Source organism: Paenibacillus sp. FSL F4-0122, assembly GCF_038002845.1.
Taxonomy (GTDB): domain Bacteria; phylum Bacillota; class Bacilli; order Paenibacillales; family Paenibacillaceae; genus Paenibacillus_AQ; species Paenibacillus_AQ odorifer.
The window spans coordinates 5,008,795-5,027,217 of sequence record NZ_JBBODI010000001.1 but is presented as its reverse complement, the minus strand read 5'-3'; the positions used below and the strand labels follow the sequence as shown (position 1 = coordinate 5,027,217).

Here is an 18,423-nt window from a genome sequence, read left to right as displayed (position 1 = left end):
AGGAAGAGATATAACCTTGTCCGTTCAGCACAATCTCTAGCTCCTTCCCTCCTTCTCGCTTCGCTCACTCATTAAAAAAGGAGGGTATCCCTACGTCAATTTATGACGTTTGGGACACCCTCTGTCGAACTATTCCACACCCTTATTACAGCACTCTCCAACTTTCCGCTCAAAAATTTCCTGTCGTCCCTAATGGTACGGATCAGCGCGCTGGCTGTAACGGCAAGTTCTGATTTTAACTTACCGTTGTTCGATCAATCCATACTTTGGGCAGTTACCGACTCGCTGCCTCCATGATCCAGTCGGTCAATTCGTTGATTTGTCTTTTCACGGCGATTGGGTCGCGGTACCAGGATTGGTTCTCCGTCCATAAAAATACCCGATTGTTGCGAATCGGCTCGAGCGTCCCCCAGATCGGATCAGCCTGCAGCGATTCCAAGCTGGCTTCTGTCGTCAGAATCAAATAATCACCCATGTACTCCGAAAGTTTCTCCAGCGAAAATTCATAGTAGGATTCTTTCAGCATAAATTCTGGAACCGTCGTCGGCGGTTTCAGCCCCATTATTTCATACATTAGCCGGCCGCCTCGTCCCGACTTCGGACCAAAAAGGCTCACGTTTCCATCGTACTCTTGCATAATTGAAAGCGTCTCTCCTTCGGGAACGGCTTGTTGGACTTTCTCCCGAATGTCTGCAATGTCCTTCTCGAATTGTTCGTTCCATTTCTCCGCTTCCTCGCGTTTATCCAGCAAGTCGCCGAAATACATCATTTCCTCCTGAATGGATGCAAACTGATTGTAAGGAACAGATACCGTAGGTGCGATCATCTGATATTTATCGACTACCTCAGGCTGTGGATTATGCGTTATGATTAAATCCGGATTGAGCTCCAGCAGCTTCTCTAATGAGTCACCTACATCCGTCACGACGTCCAGCATTCCCTCAAGATAAGGACTCGACATCAAGAACGATTCGGCTGCGATCGGCTGGACTTCCAGCGCAAGTACGGTGCCGAGATAAGAAATTGCCGCTACGCGCTGAGGATGTGCAGGAACCTCGACATCGCCGAAAGCAGTCTTAACTACCTTGATCTCCGAAGATGTCAAAACCTCTGACTCTTGGGTGACCATGGTTGGAGAAGCGCTGACGGCAACCTGGCTGTTCGTTGCGCCTCCGTTGTTCACCGCCCCACCACAAGCTGTTAACATCACGGTCAAACATAACAGCATCACTGCATAAAAACTTCTGGTTGCTCTAGTCATTTTATTCGCCCCATCCTGTTGAAATTGATAATCAATATCACTCACATAAAAAGGATAGCTTAATGACCGGCTTAGAACAACGGACGATTGTGACATATTCCTTGCATAATCTGAAACGAACTGGCCGTATCGTTTACGATATTGGCCTGGCGTCATGCCGGCATACTTTTTGAACATGCGGCTGAAATAAATGAGGTCCGGATAACCGACATGTGATGCTATTTCCTGTTGCGTTGCTATCGTGCCGGCCAGCAGAGCCTTCGCATCTTCCATTCGGAAACGAATGACGTAGTCCAGCGGACTGAGCCCCGTCTGTTCTTTAAATTTTCGCGAAATGTATTGTTGGCTGTAATTCAATTGCCGAGCAAGCTCCTCAAACGAGATCGGCTGGCGGTAATTCCTGGACAAATGCCGAATAACTTGCTCCGATAAAGATGGCTCACCGGCTCCGAACAGACGCTCCCTCAGGACAGCGTGAACGAAGCGGATAAAGTCTCCCTTGGCCGACAGCCGGGTCAATCCGTCGTCAGAATTAAGCCAACCGTCGCGTATCGTTTGAAGCAGCTCGAGCATGGCCAGCGGTTCGCCAGGCGGGAACCCCCAGCTTTCCAGAAACGGGTCGGATTCCTCCATCATCATATGAAATTCGCGCGAGGCCGAAGCGGGGAGAGACGCTTTGTAGAGTACGATATATACATTCAGCGCTTCTCGGCTCCGAACCGTCACCAAAGAGCCTTTGCCGGCGTGCAGTACATGAAAACGATCGCACAGCCACACCTCATCATCAACCCACAACTCGCCTTGTCCTTGGAAAGCGAATATAAATGCGCTTGCTGGCAAACGGTATTGATTCAAATCGTTCTCGGTTCCGGCCTGCTTTAGCCTTACGTCCAGCACACTCATAATCACCTGGTTCCATATTTGTATAAGTTTCAGAACGTCCATAGCTGATTCGCAAACTCCCTTTAAATTCTCAAGAGATAATCATTCTCAATTGAATCATGTTTCTAAACACAATAACGAATACATCTAGCGCTGTCAATAAGGTATTGCCGAATGAGACGAGGATGCGAATAGCGAGGCATACGGCTATTTTGCCGGAGTCTAGCCCAAAAGCAAAAGACGCTAGTTCCGCAAACATACGTGCGGAACTAGCGTCTATCAATGAATCGTGAGGGCCCTTTCTTTGAACCCTCAATTATCTTAATCATTAGCATACTTTTATGTTGCCTGCTTAGTGAATGCCTGTCTCTTTCGTAAGGGAATTTTTGTAGGCTGCAATTTTGTCTTTCAACATCTTCTCTGTGGCTGTTAAGTTTCTGATTTGGCTCTGTATAGAGTTACTATGATTCTCAAGAAGGTTCAAGCGGGCTTGGGCCGTATGCTCTCCTTCTAAATATAACTGCGCATATTCTCTAATTTGTGAGATCGGCATTTGGGTTTGTTTCAACCTCATCACAAATCGCAGCCAAGCAAGATTGGAGTCATCATATATTCTTTCTCCATTCGCATTCCGTATCGGAGCAATAATCTTTTCCTTTTCATAATATCTCAGTGTATATGCGGTAATCCCTAGTAATTTGGCTACATCGCTGATCGTATACATACAAGCCCCCGAATCTATGTTGATTTTAAGAGTCCCCATAATTATAAAAAACATTTGACTTAGAGTAAACTCTAAGCTTTATGATTACATCGTTGTTGAAACACTAAATATTCTTGTAAAAACGGAGGAATTCACATGAAATATACTGTAGTTACAGGCGCCAGTTCAGGTATAGGTTATGAAACCGCTCTAGCCTTTGCGGCTCGCGGTAAAAACTTAATTGTTACAGCCCGCAGAAGGGAGCAACTGGAGGAGCTAAAATCTGAAATCAATCATAACTACCCCGATGTAGTTGTCGTTATTCGAGTGACTGACTTATCCGTTTCTAGTAATGCTTATAAGCTTTATGAGGATCTACAAGGGTTCGAAATCGAAACTTGGATCAACAATGCGGGATTTGGAAATTTCGCTTCAGTGGCCAAGCAAGATTTAGATAAAATTTCTGCAATGCTGCATCTGAACATTGAATCGTTGACGATCCTTTCCTCTCTATTCGTTCGTGATTACTCCAATGTTGAAGGAACACAATTAATCAACGTTTCATCCGGTGGCGGCTATACGATTGTGGGAAATGCCATTACGTACTGTGCGACTAAGTTCTATGTGAGTGCCTTTACTGAAGGACTCTCTCATGAGTTGAAGAGTCAAGGTGCACTTATGCAGGCTAAAGTGCTGGCACCTGCCGCAACAGAAACAGAATTCGCGAAGCTTTCTTTCGATGTCCCCGAATTCGAATATCATGGGACTGTGCCGAAATATCATACCGCGAAGGAAATGGCTGTATTCATGCTTGATCTGTATGACAACGATCATGTTGTGGGGATTGTTAATGGTTTGACGTACGAGTTCGAGTTGAGAGATACCCTCTATAATTATGTGGCGAGCACGCGATAAGTTCATCTCGTAATGGCAAGTTAAGAAGCATGATCATCCTTTACGGATCGCCGTGCTTCGACAATGATGTATCTCCTAAATCCCCTATCAAAAAAAGGCTGCCAATCCCTTATGGGCGGCAACCTTTGATTTTTACTCTACGACAACGCCAACATCGCGTTCATATCTTCCTCAGCAGTAGTAATTAGCTTCAATCCAAAAAGCTCTACCAACACATCCAGTACACCTGGCGAGATGAACTCGGGTGGCTTTGGTCCGATGCGGATGTCCTGAATGCCGAGACTGAACAAGCCTAGCAGAATGGCCACTGCTTTTTGCTCAAACCAAGACAGCACGATGCTGACAGGCAGCTCGTTCACCGTACACTCAAATGCCTCAGCCAGAGCCATGGCAATCTTCACTGTAGAACCGGAATTATTACATTGCCCAAGGTCAATGTAACGCGGAATACCGGTGTCTCCAACGGTGCCATAATCTACGTCATTAAAGCGGAACTTTCCGCAAGAAGTAGTTAAAATGACGGTATCGTTCGGTAAGGAAGTCGCCAACTCACGGTAGTAATTCCCGCCCGTACCTGGCGCATCACAGCCTGCAATGACGAAAAACCGGCGGATATGCCCGTCTTTGACTGCTTGAATGATCTCTGGTGCTAACCCGATTACAGTTTCATGATGATATCCGGTCGTGAGTACCAGATCTGACTCTACATCAGCCGCAGGTAGGGACAACGCTCGATTAATTAGTGGGGAGAAGTCGTCGCCCGTTATTTTCTCTACACCTTCCAGCCCCGCTACTTCATATGAGAAAAAGCGGTCTGCATAAGTGCCTTTAATCGGCATTACACAGTTTGTGGTAGCAAGAATTGCACCGGGAAACTGCTCAAACAATCTACGCTGATCATACCACGCTTTGCCGATGTTGCCTTTAAGATGCTTATACTTTTTGAGTGCAGGATATCCATGCGCAGGCAGCATTTCTGAGTGAGTATAAATGTTGATGCCTTTCCCCTCTGTCTGCCGCAGTAATTCCTCCAACGCATATAAATTATGTCCAGTCACAACAATACATTGACCTTCAATTTTGTTCTGACTGACTGTGATTGGTTGCGGAATGCCAAAGCGGTCCGTATGCGCACGATCCAGTACATCCATGATGCGCACCGCCGCATCTCCGACCTTCATCGCCATCTCCAAATGTTCCTGCGTATTAAAGTTGGAATTGGTCAACGTCATATACAAAGCTTCGTGGGTGATACGATCCACCTCGGGGTCGCTATATCCTAGCTGCCGGGCATGTGTCGCATAAGCTGCAATTCCTTTTAATGCAAAAATCATCGTATCTTGTAAACTCGCAATGGTTTCATTTTTGCCACATACCCCTACAACGGTGCATCCGCCATTCGGTGTCTGTTCACATTGGTAACAAAACATATCGTTATCCTCCATATCTAGATAATCATTCGTTACTTCCAACGTAACAGAACACCAAACCTTGAGTTGTGATTACACACACATTTTTTTAGATCAAGCAGATTTAAATGACCTTCTATTTATAACAATCATTAATACAATAACGCCTAAACAAATGAAAATATTAATCTCAAAAACCAATTTGAACGCCTGTAACTGACTCCCTTGTCCTGTCTCTCCACTCATCACACCAAGTCCAAGTGCTGAGCCAAAGACCATCCCCGCATTTCTTGTTAAAGCAATTAATCCGCCAATCGAACCCACGTATTCCCGAGGTGTCTGCTGCATAATGAAGCTATTATTAGGAGAGGCAATGAGCCCCATACCAAGGCCTATAAGAGATAGAATCGCCGCGATTCCATAAACCGGTATATGGTCTAAATACACCAGCAACAAGATAAACCCGCTTCCCATACAGCTCAGTCCCATAAGCATCAGACGATGAGAGCCATAACGGTCGGAACAGTAGCCTGCGAGAGGACCTGCAAACGCCAAGGCAATGGGATAAGCCGCCATAATATATCCTGTCGTAGATGACGAGAACGGAGCCGCCGCCCCCATCAAATAAAATGGAATAAGGACAAGCAATGTATTAGACAGAATAAAAGAGGCACAGCTAACGATCAAGCCTCCCGCTACAGTTGGAATTTTCAAAGCTTGTAAGGGTAGAAAAGGATTCTTTTGCTTCCGTTCCCAGAATAGAAAAGTAATCAGTAACAAGAACCCCCCCACCAAACTTGTCATCGTCCACACGGACACCCAGCCCCATTTGCTCCCATTTGTTATTACGAGAAGAACCAAGGTGATGAATGCCATAAACAAGCTGGCCCCCACGAAGCTGATAGCACCCGGTTTGCGCTCTTGCACACGGTTGGGTATGTACCGATATGCCATAATTGTAGCCACAATCGCCACAGGAACATGGATTAAAAATAACCATTTCCAGCTCAGCCACTCTGCAATCAAACCTCCCGCTATAGGTCCCGTCATCCCGCCCAGTGCGACAGCTGTACTTAAAATTCCGAGTGCACGTCCTCTTTGCTCTTTCGGCATATGAATGGTGATGAGCGCAATATTAGTTGCTTGGAACATCGCAGCTCCTACTCCCTGTATAACTCTGAGCGTTAGCAATATTGGTAAATTAGGTGAAAAAGCGACCAGGATGGAACCCACAGTAAAGATCACAAATCCAAGATTGTGAATCCGGCGAAAACCATAACGGTCGCCCAGTTTCCCCATAACAGGAAGAAGTGCCGTAATCACTAGCAGATACCCTGTTGTGATCCATAATCCCTTCCCAAGCTCTGTCTGAAAATAATCCACAATAAAAGGAAGCGACACATTCACAATTCCGGCTGTAAAATGGGAAATAAACGCCCCCATACAAATAGCCGCCATCATCCCCAGCCGCTGCCCGTGTCTGCTTTTAAACTCTATATCTTTTGCTGCTATCATGTTGATCCCGTCCCTACTCATATTGTTTAAGAATTATTAACAATTATAAGTAGATCCCTTGCAAGAACAATCCCATAAAGATGGGATGGAAATGGTTTAGGCGAATATGTCTATCAGAATAGGTGAGGAAAATCAGAGGTAATGCAAAACAGCAAAAAGCGGCACATTTAAGTGCCGCCTCTGAATTATTATCTATAAGAGTCATGCGTTGGGCGAAACAAATCTTCTTCGGAACTTCTGACCATAGAAAAATGTTCGACATTGTAGTGCCCATGTAATGTTTTATTGTGATGCTTGATGATTTGTTCTGCACTTAAAACATCATTGCCCGTTGTAGAATGACCATCTCCGACCAATGTAACATCCATGCCGCTAACCGTAGCCGTCCGAACCGCAGTATCGATGCAGTGTTGAGTTTTACATCCCATAATGACCACATGCTCAATCTGCTGATCTTTCAGATATTGTAGCAGTTCAGTTCCGTGAAAAGAATTCGTTGCCAGCTTATCAAAGATTTTGGCATTTACAGACCTATTGATTTCATTGTGCACTTGAAAGCCTGCACCTGTTCCTTCAGCGACATCAAGATCCCTAACAAACACAACTTCGACATTGGCTTCTTTTGCTTGTTCAATCACTTTATTAATATTCCGGATAAGCTGCTCTTTATTGAATACCGCACTTTCCTTTTCGTTTCCATCCATTAATTCTTGTTGTGCATCGATGATTAATAATACCTGATTCAAATGATTTTCCCCTTTCGAATGGTGGGGAACGCTAACACGCTTGATCAGTTAAACGTTTTCCCCATATAATTTTGCAAGCTGACATTGTTTTTCATAATATCTACCTCCCAATAAAAATGGTATATAAACTTTAATCTTATAATTTAAGACTTTTTTAGTTTACCATATTTTTAAAATGTACTCTCTAAAAACTTTGATCGCTACATCCATTGATACATCATAAAAATGGAGGAAATCAGATTAGTCAGCCCGTGCAGGACCCAACCTGGAATGATCGAACCGCCGGATAACTTCTCATTCAATATTCCGATACTCCAACCCACAAGACCCGTAAGAAGCATTACAACAGCAGAATTCAAAAATCCGGCACTACTGTATAACAGCACAGCATGTACGACACCAAATAATAAAGCTTGAGCACAGTTTCCAATTCCGAATCCGAATTTCGAACTTAACCGTTTTCCAATGAAGCCGCGGAACAGAATCTCTTCGGACAAGCTAGTCTGCAACCAAGAATAAATCAATGCCGGAATCAAACCTTTAAGACCTGTACCATAAAACTGTGAGCTGGCCAAAGTATTCCTATCCAGCATGTAGATTGCTGTAAGCATTCCCAGACTGGTGAATATAGTCATCGTAAGTATAAAACATAGTATGAACTGCTTCCTAGAAATCAATTGGGGTTTCTTCCAGCCAATCCACATGGCAAAGGATGATGTTGTTCTGCTTGTAAAAAACCAGTATGTATAGGGAATGATGCTGAATAAGATGAGCTGAAGGACTGCACTGATGAGCAATGACAATGTCAACGGAATACCCTCCCTTTAATAAGAACAGCCTCAATATATCATGGACCGCTGCTTGCCCGCGGGAAGAGACCGTAACTTGCAAGTTAGGTGGAGTAGTTGGTTTCGGATTGCTACTCAGGCAGTGGTAATACCGCCAACATCATGAACTGCCCATTCTCATATCTGAAACTGACGCTTCCTTGAAGCTGTTGAACCGCATACTCAATGCTTTCGATTCCGAACCCTCTACTCCCAAAGTTCCGCTTGCTGGACAAAAAAGAGCCCTGCCCGTCCTCTGTAAGCAGAGATGCAGGATTCTTTAAAGAAATCACCAATAACCCTTCGGTATAAATTACTTCCAGCTCAATAACATTCTGCTCTGACTCTGGTAATCTCTGAACCCCTTCAATTGCATTATCTAATGCATTGCCTAGAATAATTGCAATATCAACCTCTTTGCCTGCAAGTGACAGGTCCTGCGGGATGCGAAAATGAGATTGCATTGTAACTTGATGTAGCTCAGCTTTTGCGAATTTCTCATTATAAATGGCATCAATAGCGATATTTCCAGAAGAAATAAACTTTTCTCCCGCCTCCTGTGTCGAAGCAACCTCTGCAATATATCGCTTGGCTTCTTCTAAAGCGCCTTCATCCAGCAGAGAATGAATAAGGATCAGCACATGATTCAGATCATGCCGCAAACGCTGTGCTTCCTGATTATCTTTCAGTTTACTCGTGTAATCCTTCACTTGCTGCTGAAGCACATGATTATGGAATTCGATCTGCATCCGTTTCATTAACTTTTGATATATAAACATTACAGCCACATTAATTACAAGAATCCCAAGCAGGATGAATACAAAATCAAGCGGAATATTAAAAGGTTTATCACTGGAATGTCTCAGATTCACAATAATAATAAGCAAAGAACCCGCCGAAACAAGATTCAACACAGCCCAATCCTGATTCGACAATAACGTAGTGGTGTCCACTTTGAATAACCGCAACAATAGCAGACATAACATGATGCTTAGCAAGATAACAAATAGGAAAGAAAAAGATAACCACCAAAAATTAGCTTCATTTATTCCACCGGTATTGAGCGGGATATGCTGAATCCCATACCATACCAACATTTCAATAACAACCGTAAACACTGTATAGAAACTGCTAAAGAACAGCTTTTGTAGCACACTGCCGCGGAAATAAACAATAGTAATCAGACTATACACAATCAGGTGAAGGATGACCGAATCAACTAGAGATAAGCTAGCAGCAGTAAGCGATTTAACCATATAAAAGATAATAAGACAGCCTATAAATGACTTTTTGCTCCTGTTCAGGATTAGAAATTTCTTGAGAAAAATATAAAATGTGACCCCTTGCGGAACATATATAAGGATGAGCATAAATACACCAAAAAAGTAAGGACTAATCTCCCGGATGAAAGACATTTATCTTAAGAGCCTCTTTTCTATAAAGGCATGGTAAGACCGTAAAGAATCAGAGCTTTTACTGCGGCTGACTGGAAGTTCCACCCCGTTCTTCAGCTGAATAAGTTCCTTGCTTAAAGAACGAACATGCAGCCAATTTACCAGGAATCCCGTATGTACGCGACAGAAATCATGTGATCCCAGCTGTCCTTCCAACTCTCCCAGTTTACCATAATACGAGTAAGTCTCTTGTTCAGTATAAAGGACCAACTTTTTACCTCGTTCTACCGTGATATACATAATATCATCTACCCTTAAATTATAGCTCATATGATGGATTGAGAATGTCAGCACATTGTTTCTTTGCAAGCATTGCTGAATGGCTTTGACTGTGGCGGTCTGCAGTTCATGTTCATCAATAGGTTTCAGCAAATAGCGAAAGGGATGAACCGCAAAGCTTCTTCTCATATAACTTGTATGAATGGTGACATAAATAATTAATACCCTGGCATCTTTGAGCCGGATCTTCTCTGCGACTTCTATACCGTTATACTCGGGCATCTCCATATCCAGATAAACTATATCGTATGCGGTAGACGTCATTGTCTGAAGCAGGGTTTGGCCTGATTCATAAATCTCAATAGAGGCGGTCATCCCTTGCAGGCTAGTCATCTGCTTCTTGAGTAATTCTTCCAACCGCGAGGCATCTTGCCTCTGATCGTCACAGATAGCAATGTTAAGATTCATATTATGTATCCCTCCAAGTGAACGTAATTCTATCATATTATAATTTGGAAAAATATGAAGAACCGCCAAAAAGCCGATCCTCTCGGACCGGCCAATAAACTCTTTTCATAGGAAAGTTTTTACCCTAATCAATTCATCGGAATCGCGGACGCCAGCCGCCGAAACTGGATGAAAATAAACAGAGCGGTCAGCATCACCACAATTCCTGAACCGAGGAACCATAGCTGCACTCCGTATCGATCCACTACAGGTCCTGCCAACAGCAGTCCAATTGGCGAAGACAACATCATAATGCTGGTCACAAGTGAAATGACACGCCCAAGCATCTCGGGTTCAAAAGAACGCTGGATCATCGCCATGAAGGGACCATTGAAGAAGGGTGCCGCACTGCCCATGAAGAACGAGAGAATGGCAAAGATCACAAATGCATTCGGACCAATCAAACCACTGATCACACAGGTAAGACCGATGACTAGCAGACCTACGCTCATATAGCTAATGTCGCTCCATTTTGATGAGAACATCGACAATAGCAGACCACCTAAAATCATCCCGATGCTGAACACCGCTTCCACCAGGCTGGCACTGTATCCTCCACGGCCAAAATGAGACAAAGTCATATAAGGAAACAGTGTCGCCAGCGGCATAAATGCGATACTAAACACCGCAGTAGCCCCCGTAATCAACACAATGGGTTTCGCTTGAATGAGTGCGTTCCAGCCCAATCGGAATTCTTGAACGAAAGACGGCGCAGCTGTAGCCTGCACTTTAGGCTGATGGATCTTCACCATGAACAGCATCAGATTCGCAATCAAAGCCCCGGCCACATCGAGTAGCAATACCGCCCCAAGCGAAGTTGCCGAGTAAACCGCTATCCCAAGTGCAGGACCAATTACATTCGAGAAAGAGAACACCATCTGCTGCCAGCCCGCGACTCTTGTCAATTCTTCTTCAGGTGCAATCAACGGAACAGCCGCCTGAAAAGCCGGGGCATGAAAGGCCGAAGCCGCTGAACGCAAGCTCAGAATGACATACACAAAACCAAGTCCCGGTTCCCCCCACATGAAATAAATACCTAATATCAGACTGAAAAGCGCTATTGCGCTATCAGCAATAATCATTGTTATTTTACGATTCCAACGGTCCAGCCAAACCCCTACGAAAGGACCCAAGACCGCTTGCGGCAAAAACGCTGCCAACCCAGCAATCATCAAAACTGCCGCTGACCCTGTCGATTCCGTCAAGTGCCAGATCACCGCGAATTGAACCATCGAACTCGTGAGAATCGAGAAAATCTGTCCGCTAAAAATAAGGGCGAAGGCTTTTTTCCATTGTATTTGCATAAGGTCATCTCCTTTGATTAAATACTTAAATAAACTCATTCCATGAGCATAGGCACACTGAAACAGGCACATCACAAATAAACTCATTTCCTTATCTCAAAAAAATGAATGAGTCCACTTGTCTTGCACCACGGACTACCATAAACGAATGGAATGGGTCACAAGGAGCACCTCCTGAAAAAATTATGTTCATTATAACATCGCAACTCCTCCATGAGCCAGTTCCAATTGTTCATTTTGCGAAGAATTTGATCTATCTCTATCTTCCGAATAAATTCCTAAATAAGGGAGAAGATAAAAATCACACTTAACATCTAATTTATTTAAGGAGAATTGCATGCGGAAATTTTTTAACGCCAAGACGCCTCCGTCTAATCCTAAGGTGCCCCCTCAAATCGAAGCCGAAAATGAGCTTTCAATGAAGGATCTTTCTTCCCATGCTATCTCTGCGTCTCTCGAAGACAACTTGCAGATTATTAATGACTGTTTTGCCAATTGCTCAGACCTAAAGGTTATTCCATGGCATTATGGCCCGGATCTTAAGTATGAAGCCTCATCCGTCTATTTCAATACACTTACTAAGTCTGACCCTACAAATTATTTTAAAGATGTCTTGCAAAATATAGTTCCGCATGAGCTGGGGCCCACCTTGGACGTAACCGTTGAAGATGTCATCTCTTATTTTGAAAAAAATGGTGTTTCATCACCGCTGCTTGAATTAATGGACAATATCGGTCAAGCCATTAAGGGGATTCTTGATGGGAAAGTTGTCCTTTTCTTTACAGGTTGGCAAAAAGCCGTTGCCTATTATGCCTTTGATGTAGAACAGCGCCAAACCTCTGAGCCCATTTCAGAGCCTACTGTTCAAGGTCCCCACGTCAGCTTTATAGAAAGCTTAGAGCGTAATATAGGTGTTATTCGTAGTTTGCTAAAATCTACTAATCTTAAGTTCGAGTTCTTTACCTCTGGTAAGCAGGTTCAAAGAACGTTGTCCTATGGTTATCTGGATGGAGTGGTGAAACCAGAAGCATTAAATCAATTCAAACAACGTATAGCAAGTATTGATCAGGAAGAAATTCTTGACGTCTCCTATCTCGAAGAGTGGATCGGTGATTCTCTCTACTCACCATTTCCACAAGTCCGCTACACAGAACGACCGGATACAGCTATAACAGCTCTGCTAGACGGGAAGATTATTGCTATGGTTAACGGAAGTCCTTCCATTCTGATCTGTCCCGGGAATTTCATGGAGTTTTTTACGAATAGCGAAGATTATTACTACCGAACCATTTTTTCATCATTGATAAGATTGATTAGGGTCGCTGCCTTCATCATCGCCCTGCTGTTACCCAGTACCTATATTGCCTTATCCAACTTCCATTCCGAACTAATTCCCACGGTTCTGCTGCTTGCCATTCTAAACACACGCGAAGGAATCCCCTTTCCGGCTATGGTTGAAGCTTTGATCATGGAGTTTTTCTTTGAGCTTTTGAGAGAGGCGGGCATACGCTTACCCAGACCGATTGGATCGGCCGTCAGTATCGTTGGGGCATTGGTCATTGGACAAGCGGCTATTCAATCGCAGATTGCCTCTCCGGTCATGGTCATTGTCGTCGCTTTGACGGGCATTGCCTCATTTGCGCTACCTCAATACAATATGGCAATTGCGCTGCGGATTTTACGGTTTCCCTTAATGATTCTCGCGGCAACGTTCGGAGGACTTGGCATCATGGTCGGTTTTATTCTAATTTACCTCCATCTGGCTACCTTGCGCTCTTTAGGAGAACCGTATTTAGACTCGTTAGCTCCGCTAGATCTCAAAAGAGTACGTGATTCTATTTTTCTACTTCCGAGAAGACTGCTGCTTCATTCACCACGGAATCGACACCTATATAAAAAGACTTCAGGAAGGAAGTAGATATAGTGAAGCGACTTACTACCATACTAATTTCCCTTCTTGTACTCACTCTAACTAGCGGATGCTGGGATAATAAAGAATTGGACGAGTATGGGTATGTGCAGGCGGTCGCCATTGACCAAAGCGAAGACAATCGGATTGTGATCACGACACATTTCTATAATCCTTCCACCAAAATAGAAATGGGACAAGCAGGGGATCCAGCGTCGAAGGGAATTAATATTGTTACAAGTGGAGAAACCTTTTTTGAAGCAATAAGGGAGATCCCGGCAAAATTTGGTCGAAAAGCCAAATGGGATCATATGCGTGTCATATTAATCGGGGAGCAACTAGCCAGAACCTCGAACATCCGGGAGGTGCTTGATTTTTTCTCCAGAGATCAAGAACCGCGTGGTACCGTTCTTCCTCTCATCGCTGAGCAATCTGCGGCACCATTTTTAGATATCAACCCGTTTATCGAGCAGACCATTGGTCAACAGTATAAGAGAATGGAGACGAGCGGTGCTCTATATGCCGCAAAAACTTCCAAGATTCCTCTCTATGAGCTGGCTATACAAATGTGTAGCCCCTCCAATACTTCCATCATCCCTTACCTGCATAAGACCAGTTTGGATCATAAACCATTGATATCTGGGCTGGCTGTAATCCATGACGGGAAAATGATTGACATCCTAAAGGAAAAGGATACAGAAGCATTCATGATGCTGACGGATAGATATATCTATGGAGTACTAGAATTTCCTTGCCCGGATGAGACCGAAGAACCGCTGCGAAAAAAAGAAACGCTTGAAGTGCTTACCTTCAACAGTACGCTTACTCCAACCGTGAAAAATGGTTCTGTATCCGTCGGTGTAAAAATTGCTATTGAAGGGATGATCGGAGAATTACGTTGCTCACATATAAAAAACAATAAGGACATGAAGCTTTTTGAGCAGCGTGTCATAACTCAGGTTGAACAACAGGTTGAGCATGCAACCAAGTTTTTGAAAACAAAAAAGATCGACGCACTCGGAATTGGCAATCAGATTTACCGGAAAAATCCGCAGCTGTGGAAACAACTAGAGCCTCAATGGAAGGATACATTCGCCCAGACTCAGTTCGATATCAACGTTGATGTCAAAGTGTTAAGCACTGGAATGAACTCAGGTACAATATTCGGAACAAAGGAGAAGTAGCTATGGTGGGAAAAATAATCTGCGTCCTCTTATTAGCTTCCGCTATGCTAGCCCATGACATTCCAAGGTTTAGGCAAGCCTCCATCCGCGATCGAGTAGTTTATGGAGTATTATTACTACCCGTACTTTATCTCGGATTTATCTTTATTGCAGCTAAGCCATGGCCCAATTTAGACTCCATCTTCAATTTACTTACGGCTCCAGCTGAGCACATCGTCCATTGGATCAACCCAACCATTTCATAAGCTTAAAGAATGAGGAGGAACGTATGAATAAGCAAGAACGTGTTAGCTCGATCCAAATGTCCATGCTGTTTCTCTTCTTTATGACCGGTTCCTCAATCGTCATCGTCCCTGCATCATTAACTAACTTTGCCGGCAACGGAGCCTGGATATCCCTCTTAATCGCCTCGGCCATAGGAATGCTTCTGCTTTCCGGCATTCTATATTTGAACCGACGAGCGCCAGATCTTTCGCTTGTGGAACAAAGCCGCTCCGTACTTGGAAACGGACTGACCCTTGTCCTCCTAATTCCTTTCACTTGTGTGCTGTTTTGGAATGTCGCAGGAATTGTAATTGAGATCGGAACCTTTTTCAAAAGTACGATGTTAAAAGAAACGCCCACTTACGCGGTAAACACCATGTTTTTTATAACGATTGCGATGACAGCTCTAGCTGGAATCGAAGTGATTGCCCGTATGGCAGCCGTCCTAATGTCACTAATGTTCGGATTTATCATCTTAGTCTGGATACTCGTAGCAGGGTTGTATCATCCCGAATACCTACTGCCCATCATGCCTGATGGATTTAGGCCTATCCTAAGCGCTGCATATGTAGTCTATGGCTTTCCCTATTCCGAGCTTATCGTTTTTTCGATGATTTTACCGTTCGTGCGTAAAGAAGACAATTCTAAACTGGGAAAACAAATGTATCTTGCACTCATCATCAATGCCCTGACGTTAATTGCTTCTGTCATTAGCAGTATTATGGTACTGGGACCACTGTCCGGCAGCTTAAAATATTCATTATATCAGTTGGCGAGACTCATTTATTTTCAGGAAACCATTGAAAGAATCGAATCCGTGATTGGTTTTTCACTCATTATCGGCTTCTATTTCAAGGCTTCTATCCTGCTGCTTATTCTTATTAAAGTACTAAAGGAGCTTCTGAGATTGAAGGATGAACGTTTAATTGTTTTCCCTCTTGCTTTTGTTTGCCTGCTGTTATCTGTAACGACTTACACACAAGAGTCTGAGCTTGAGGAAATCGTGAATATTACATGGCCCTTGATCACTAACCTAGCTTACACCCTGCCATTTCTTCTGATTCTATTGGTCACTTTCATTCGTTATCATATAAAAAAACACAAAAAATAACCCGTTCTATACGGATTCAATATCCCCTATCTCATTTTGCAGACTTCAGAAAAGTAGGGATGCCCTACAGCCACTTTTAGCTTATTAGGACACCCCTGTTAAGTTTATTACTTTAATCGCACTAACCAATAAATTCTTGAACCCACTCGCTGTTATAGTAACCTATTCCAATTTCTGTGAAGCTGCTATTCAGGATGTTGGCACGATGGCCAGGACTGTTCATCCATTGGTTCATTACTTCTTCTGCACTCGACTGACCTTTGGCGATGTTTTCCCCTGCTGAATTGTATGAGATCCCGAAGGCTTTCATCATATCAAACGGAGATCCATACGTAGGAGACTGATGGTCAAAATAATTGTTGTCATACATATCCTGCGCTTTAGCCAAAGCCATTTTCGAAAGTTCGCTATTTAAACTAAGGGGCTTCAAGCCTGCATTCGTTCTTTCTTTATTCACCAGATCCAATACTTGCTGTACTAATTGGGATGTATTGGCGGATGGTTGTGGATTTGCAGACTTCTGCGGGACAGCAGAATGTTGCGGATTTGCAGAATATTGTGGTTTGGCCGACTGCTGCGGATACGTTGTTTGGTCTGTTGTGCCTCCTGTAGGTGGATTGGTGCGGATGAACCCATCCAGCCATTTCGTTACATCGCCAGGAACTTGTTTAGTCTTAATTGTTGAATTCCCTGCATTCTCCGTGGAAATGGAAGATGCTTGCGTTAAAGTTGACGTTGAAGTAGTTTTACGAGCATGATTGTCAACCTTCGTTTGTTGAGTAGTCATTTGGTTGTTGGCCGAGTTATTACCCGAACAAGCAGTAACGAGTAATAGCGCTACTATAACGATAAATGGTTTAATAAGAACCCCTCCTGATTTGGCAAAGTAGTGACTTAATCGAATAAAGTTTTTGTAAAGTACCACTGATTTATTCATCCCTAATTCAAAAATATAAAAAGCAAAAAAGTCCACCCGCAACATGGTTGCTGTGGACTTAATTTTAGTGGATATATTAGATTCGTTGATTTTGTTACACTTTTAGGAATTTATAGAATTTTTTACTAATTAGTGTTATGCTTTATTAAGATAATAAACTATAACATCACAAATTTTTTTGGACAAACAAGCTTATAGAAATGAGCAGGCGTTGTTAGGTAAACAGATACTTTTAGATTACTTAATGTAATGTGATTGCAAAATTATTACAAGGGGTGATCATGCTATGTTAGAAGGTATCTCGATAAAACAAGTCTCCATTTATTGTCCTGAAAGAGTGATTAACAACCAATATTTTATTGACCATTTTCAAAAGCAAGGCATAGATATTAAGCGGATTCTTAAAAAGACAGGCAGAAAAAACCGCCATGTTATTGAAGGAACGAAGGAGAACTCGTTGACGATGGCGATTAATGCCGCTCAACAAGCAATTGATGGTGCTACATTGAAATCTGCAGATATAGACCTGATTCTTTTTTCCAGCTCAACTCCGGAATATCTATCACCAACGAATTCATTGCTTATTCACAAAGCTATCAAAGGTAAAGATGATACGCTTTGCTATGACTTGAATGGGAATTGTATAGGAATGTTTATTGCGGTTGAACAGGCTGCTCGTACTTTATACGATGATCCTGATAGAGATAGAGCGTTGGTTATCGGTTCGGATTTTTTAAATTTATGGGCTGATCCATCACATCCAATAACATATTCAATTTTTGGCGATGCCGCCGTAGCCCTCATTTTAGAAAAAGACCATTCAGAGAGTGGATTAATTGACGTAAGGTATCTTTCGGACAGCCGTTTTACAGAAGAAATTGTGTACCCCGCTCAAGGATTGGCTAAGTCTTTGCGTGATGGGGCTGAACACCGCTACTTACACTGGGGGAGATTCAGCGGAATAGACAGTGTACGATTTGCGGAAACATCTATTGTTGAATTATTGAACAAACATCACCTAACATTCGAGGATATACAAGTTTTTTGTTTTTCACAATTTACATTGGCTAATATTAAATTACTTCAGGCTAAGCTGAACCTGGATCAGCATAAAATAATTTATGTAGCCGACGAATATGGCTATACTGGCACAAGCAGTCCCTTTCTGGCCTTATATTGTGCAATTGAACATGGTTTGATCAAACGTGGCGATAACTTGTTATTTTGGACATTGGGATCAGGTTATCAAGCCGGTTCAATGTTATGGCGTTATTGA

15 protein-coding genes are annotated in these 18,423 nt (G+C 43.2%); 5 read left to right on the top strand and 10 right to left on the bottom strand.

All coding sequences use genetic code 11. The features are described 5' to 3' along the window. Window positions 1–274 precede the first annotated feature (274 nt). Together MHH49_RS21875 and MHH49_RS21870 are read right to left on the bottom strand one after the other, a co-directional pair. Entirely contained in the window at window positions 275–2,206 is a 1,932-nt protein-coding gene (locus tag MHH49_RS21875; RefSeq protein ID WP_076141040.1) for an AraC family transcriptional regulator, read from the bottom strand. Between the two features lie 289 nt (window positions 2,207–2,495). Continuing rightward, complete coding sequence (locus MHH49_RS21870) at window positions 2,496–2,867, bottom strand: MerR family transcriptional regulator (protein ID WP_038572105.1); 372 nt, start codon at window positions 2,865–2,867, stop codon at window positions 2,496–2,498. 135 nt (window positions 2,868–3,002) lie between these two features. Between MHH49_RS21870 and MHH49_RS21865 the strand changes: the two genes are divergently transcribed. Continuing rightward, on the top strand, window positions 3,003–3,761 hold the full coding sequence (locus MHH49_RS21865; protein WP_076100281.1) for an SDR family NAD(P)-dependent oxidoreductase: 759 nt from the start codon (window positions 3,003–3,005) through the stop codon (window positions 3,759–3,761). Window positions 3,762–3,898: 137 nt separating this feature from the next. Here the strand turns inward: MHH49_RS21865 and hcp are convergent, their stop codons facing one another. The 7 genes from hcp to MHH49_RS21830 all read right to left on the bottom strand — a co-directional run bounded on the left by hcp (window position 3,899) and on the right by MHH49_RS21830 (window position 11,742). Continuing rightward, window positions 3,899–5,191, bottom strand: coding sequence for a hydroxylamine reductase (hcp, locus tag MHH49_RS21860; RefSeq protein ID WP_036688774.1), 1,293 nt, complete (start codon window positions 5,189–5,191; stop codon window positions 3,899–3,901). A 93-nt stretch (window positions 5,192–5,284) separates the two neighbouring features. After that, complete coding sequence (locus MHH49_RS21855; protein ID WP_143758664.1) at window positions 5,285–6,685, bottom strand: MFS transporter; 1,401 nt, start codon at window positions 6,683–6,685, stop codon at window positions 5,285–5,287. Between the two features lie 188 nt (window positions 6,686–6,873). Then, the gene (locus MHH49_RS21850; protein ID WP_036688775.1) at window positions 6,874–7,431 is read right to left on the bottom strand and encodes a cysteine hydrolase family protein; all 558 of its coding nucleotides are present in this window, start codon (window positions 7,429–7,431) and stop codon (window positions 6,874–6,876) included. A gap of 200 nt (window positions 7,432–7,631) precedes the next feature. Further along, window positions 7,632–8,240: a CPBP family intramembrane glutamic endopeptidase gene (locus MHH49_RS21845; RefSeq protein ID WP_036688777.1), complete on the bottom strand. Its 609-nt coding sequence runs from the start codon at window positions 8,238–8,240 to the stop codon at window positions 7,632–7,634. 110 nt (window positions 8,241–8,350) lie between these two features. Further along, window positions 8,351–9,673, bottom strand: coding sequence for a sensor histidine kinase (locus tag MHH49_RS21840; RefSeq protein WP_076100280.1), 1,323 nt, complete (start codon window positions 9,671–9,673; stop codon window positions 8,351–8,353). After that, window positions 9,674–10,399, bottom strand: a complete 726-nt coding sequence (locus tag MHH49_RS21835; protein WP_076100278.1) for a LytR/AlgR family response regulator transcription factor — start codon at window positions 10,397–10,399, stop codon at window positions 9,674–9,676. Between the two features lie 128 nt (window positions 10,400–10,527). Further along, complete coding sequence (locus tag MHH49_RS21830; RefSeq protein ID WP_038572114.1) at window positions 10,528–11,742, bottom strand: MFS transporter; 1,215 nt, start codon at window positions 11,740–11,742, stop codon at window positions 10,528–10,530. 337 nt (window positions 11,743–12,079) lie between these two features. On the opposite strand from MHH49_RS21830, the gene MHH49_RS21825 reads away from it, so the two are divergent. The 3 genes from MHH49_RS21825 to MHH49_RS21815 all read left to right on the top strand — a co-directional run bounded on the left by MHH49_RS21825 (window position 12,080) and on the right by MHH49_RS21815 (window position 16,210). Further along, complete coding sequence (locus MHH49_RS21825; RefSeq protein WP_341138472.1) at window positions 12,080–13,660, top strand: spore germination protein; 1,581 nt, start codon at window positions 12,080–12,082, stop codon at window positions 13,658–13,660. A gap of 5 nt (window positions 13,661–13,665) precedes the next feature. Continuing rightward, complete coding sequence (locus tag MHH49_RS21820) at window positions 13,666–14,835, top strand: Ger(x)C family spore germination protein (RefSeq protein ID WP_036688784.1); 1,170 nt, start codon at window positions 13,666–13,668, stop codon at window positions 14,833–14,835. Between the two features lie 268 nt (window positions 14,836–15,103). Further along, window positions 15,104–16,210, top strand: coding sequence for a GerAB/ArcD/ProY family transporter (locus MHH49_RS21815; RefSeq protein WP_036688787.1), 1,107 nt, complete (start codon window positions 15,104–15,106; stop codon window positions 16,208–16,210). A 121-nt stretch (window positions 16,211–16,331) separates the two neighbouring features. On the opposite strand, the gene MHH49_RS21810 is transcribed toward MHH49_RS21815, so the two are convergent. Continuing rightward, a complete protein-coding gene (locus MHH49_RS21810; protein WP_339809818.1) occupies window positions 16,332–17,135 on the bottom strand; it encodes a CAP domain-containing protein in 804 nt (267 codons plus the stop codon). A 298-nt stretch (window positions 17,136–17,433) separates the two neighbouring features. On the opposite strand from MHH49_RS21810, the gene MHH49_RS21805 reads away from it, so the two are divergent. Beyond that, window positions 17,434–18,423 (top strand): ketoacyl-ACP synthase III, encoded by a 990-nt coding sequence (locus MHH49_RS21805; protein WP_036688791.1) that lies wholly within the window; start codon window positions 17,434–17,436, stop codon window positions 18,421–18,423.

Bases quoted from the DNA above. Each gene is read 5' to 3' on its own strand.
- MHH49_RS21875 (WP_076141040.1), bottom strand. From the start codon at position 2,206: ATGGACGTTCTGAAACTTATACAAATATGGAACCAGGTGATTATGAGT.
- MHH49_RS21870 (WP_038572105.1), bottom strand. From the start codon at position 2,867: ATGTATACGATCAGCGATGTAGCCAAATTACTAGGGATTACCGCATAT.
- MHH49_RS21865 (WP_076100281.1), top strand. From the start codon at position 3,003: ATGAAATATACTGTAGTTACAGGCGCCAGTTCAGGTATAGGTTATGAA.
- hcp (WP_036688774.1), bottom strand. From the start codon at position 5,191: ATGTTTTGTTACCAATGTGAACAGACACCGAATGGCGGATGCACCGTT.
- MHH49_RS21855 (WP_143758664.1), bottom strand. From the start codon at position 6,685: ATGATAGCAGCAAAAGATATAGAGTTTAAAAGCAGACACGGGCAGCGG.
- MHH49_RS21840 (WP_076100280.1), bottom strand. From the start codon at position 9,673: ATGTCTTTCATCCGGGAGATTAGTCCTTACTTTTTTGGTGTATTTATG.
- MHH49_RS21835 (WP_076100278.1), bottom strand. From the start codon at position 10,399: ATGAATCTTAACATTGCTATCTGTGACGATCAGAGGCAAGATGCCTCG.
- MHH49_RS21830 (WP_038572114.1), bottom strand. From the start codon at position 11,742: ATGCAAATACAATGGAAAAAAGCCTTCGCCCTTATTTTTAGCGGACAG.
- MHH49_RS21825 (WP_341138472.1), top strand. From the start codon at position 12,080: ATGCGGAAATTTTTTAACGCCAAGACGCCTCCGTCTAATCCTAAGGTG.
- MHH49_RS21815 (WP_036688787.1), top strand. From the start codon at position 15,104: ATGAATAAGCAAGAACGTGTTAGCTCGATCCAAATGTCCATGCTGTTT.
- MHH49_RS21805 (WP_036688791.1), top strand. From the start codon at position 17,434: ATGTTAGAAGGTATCTCGATAAAACAAGTCTCCATTTATTGTCCTGAA.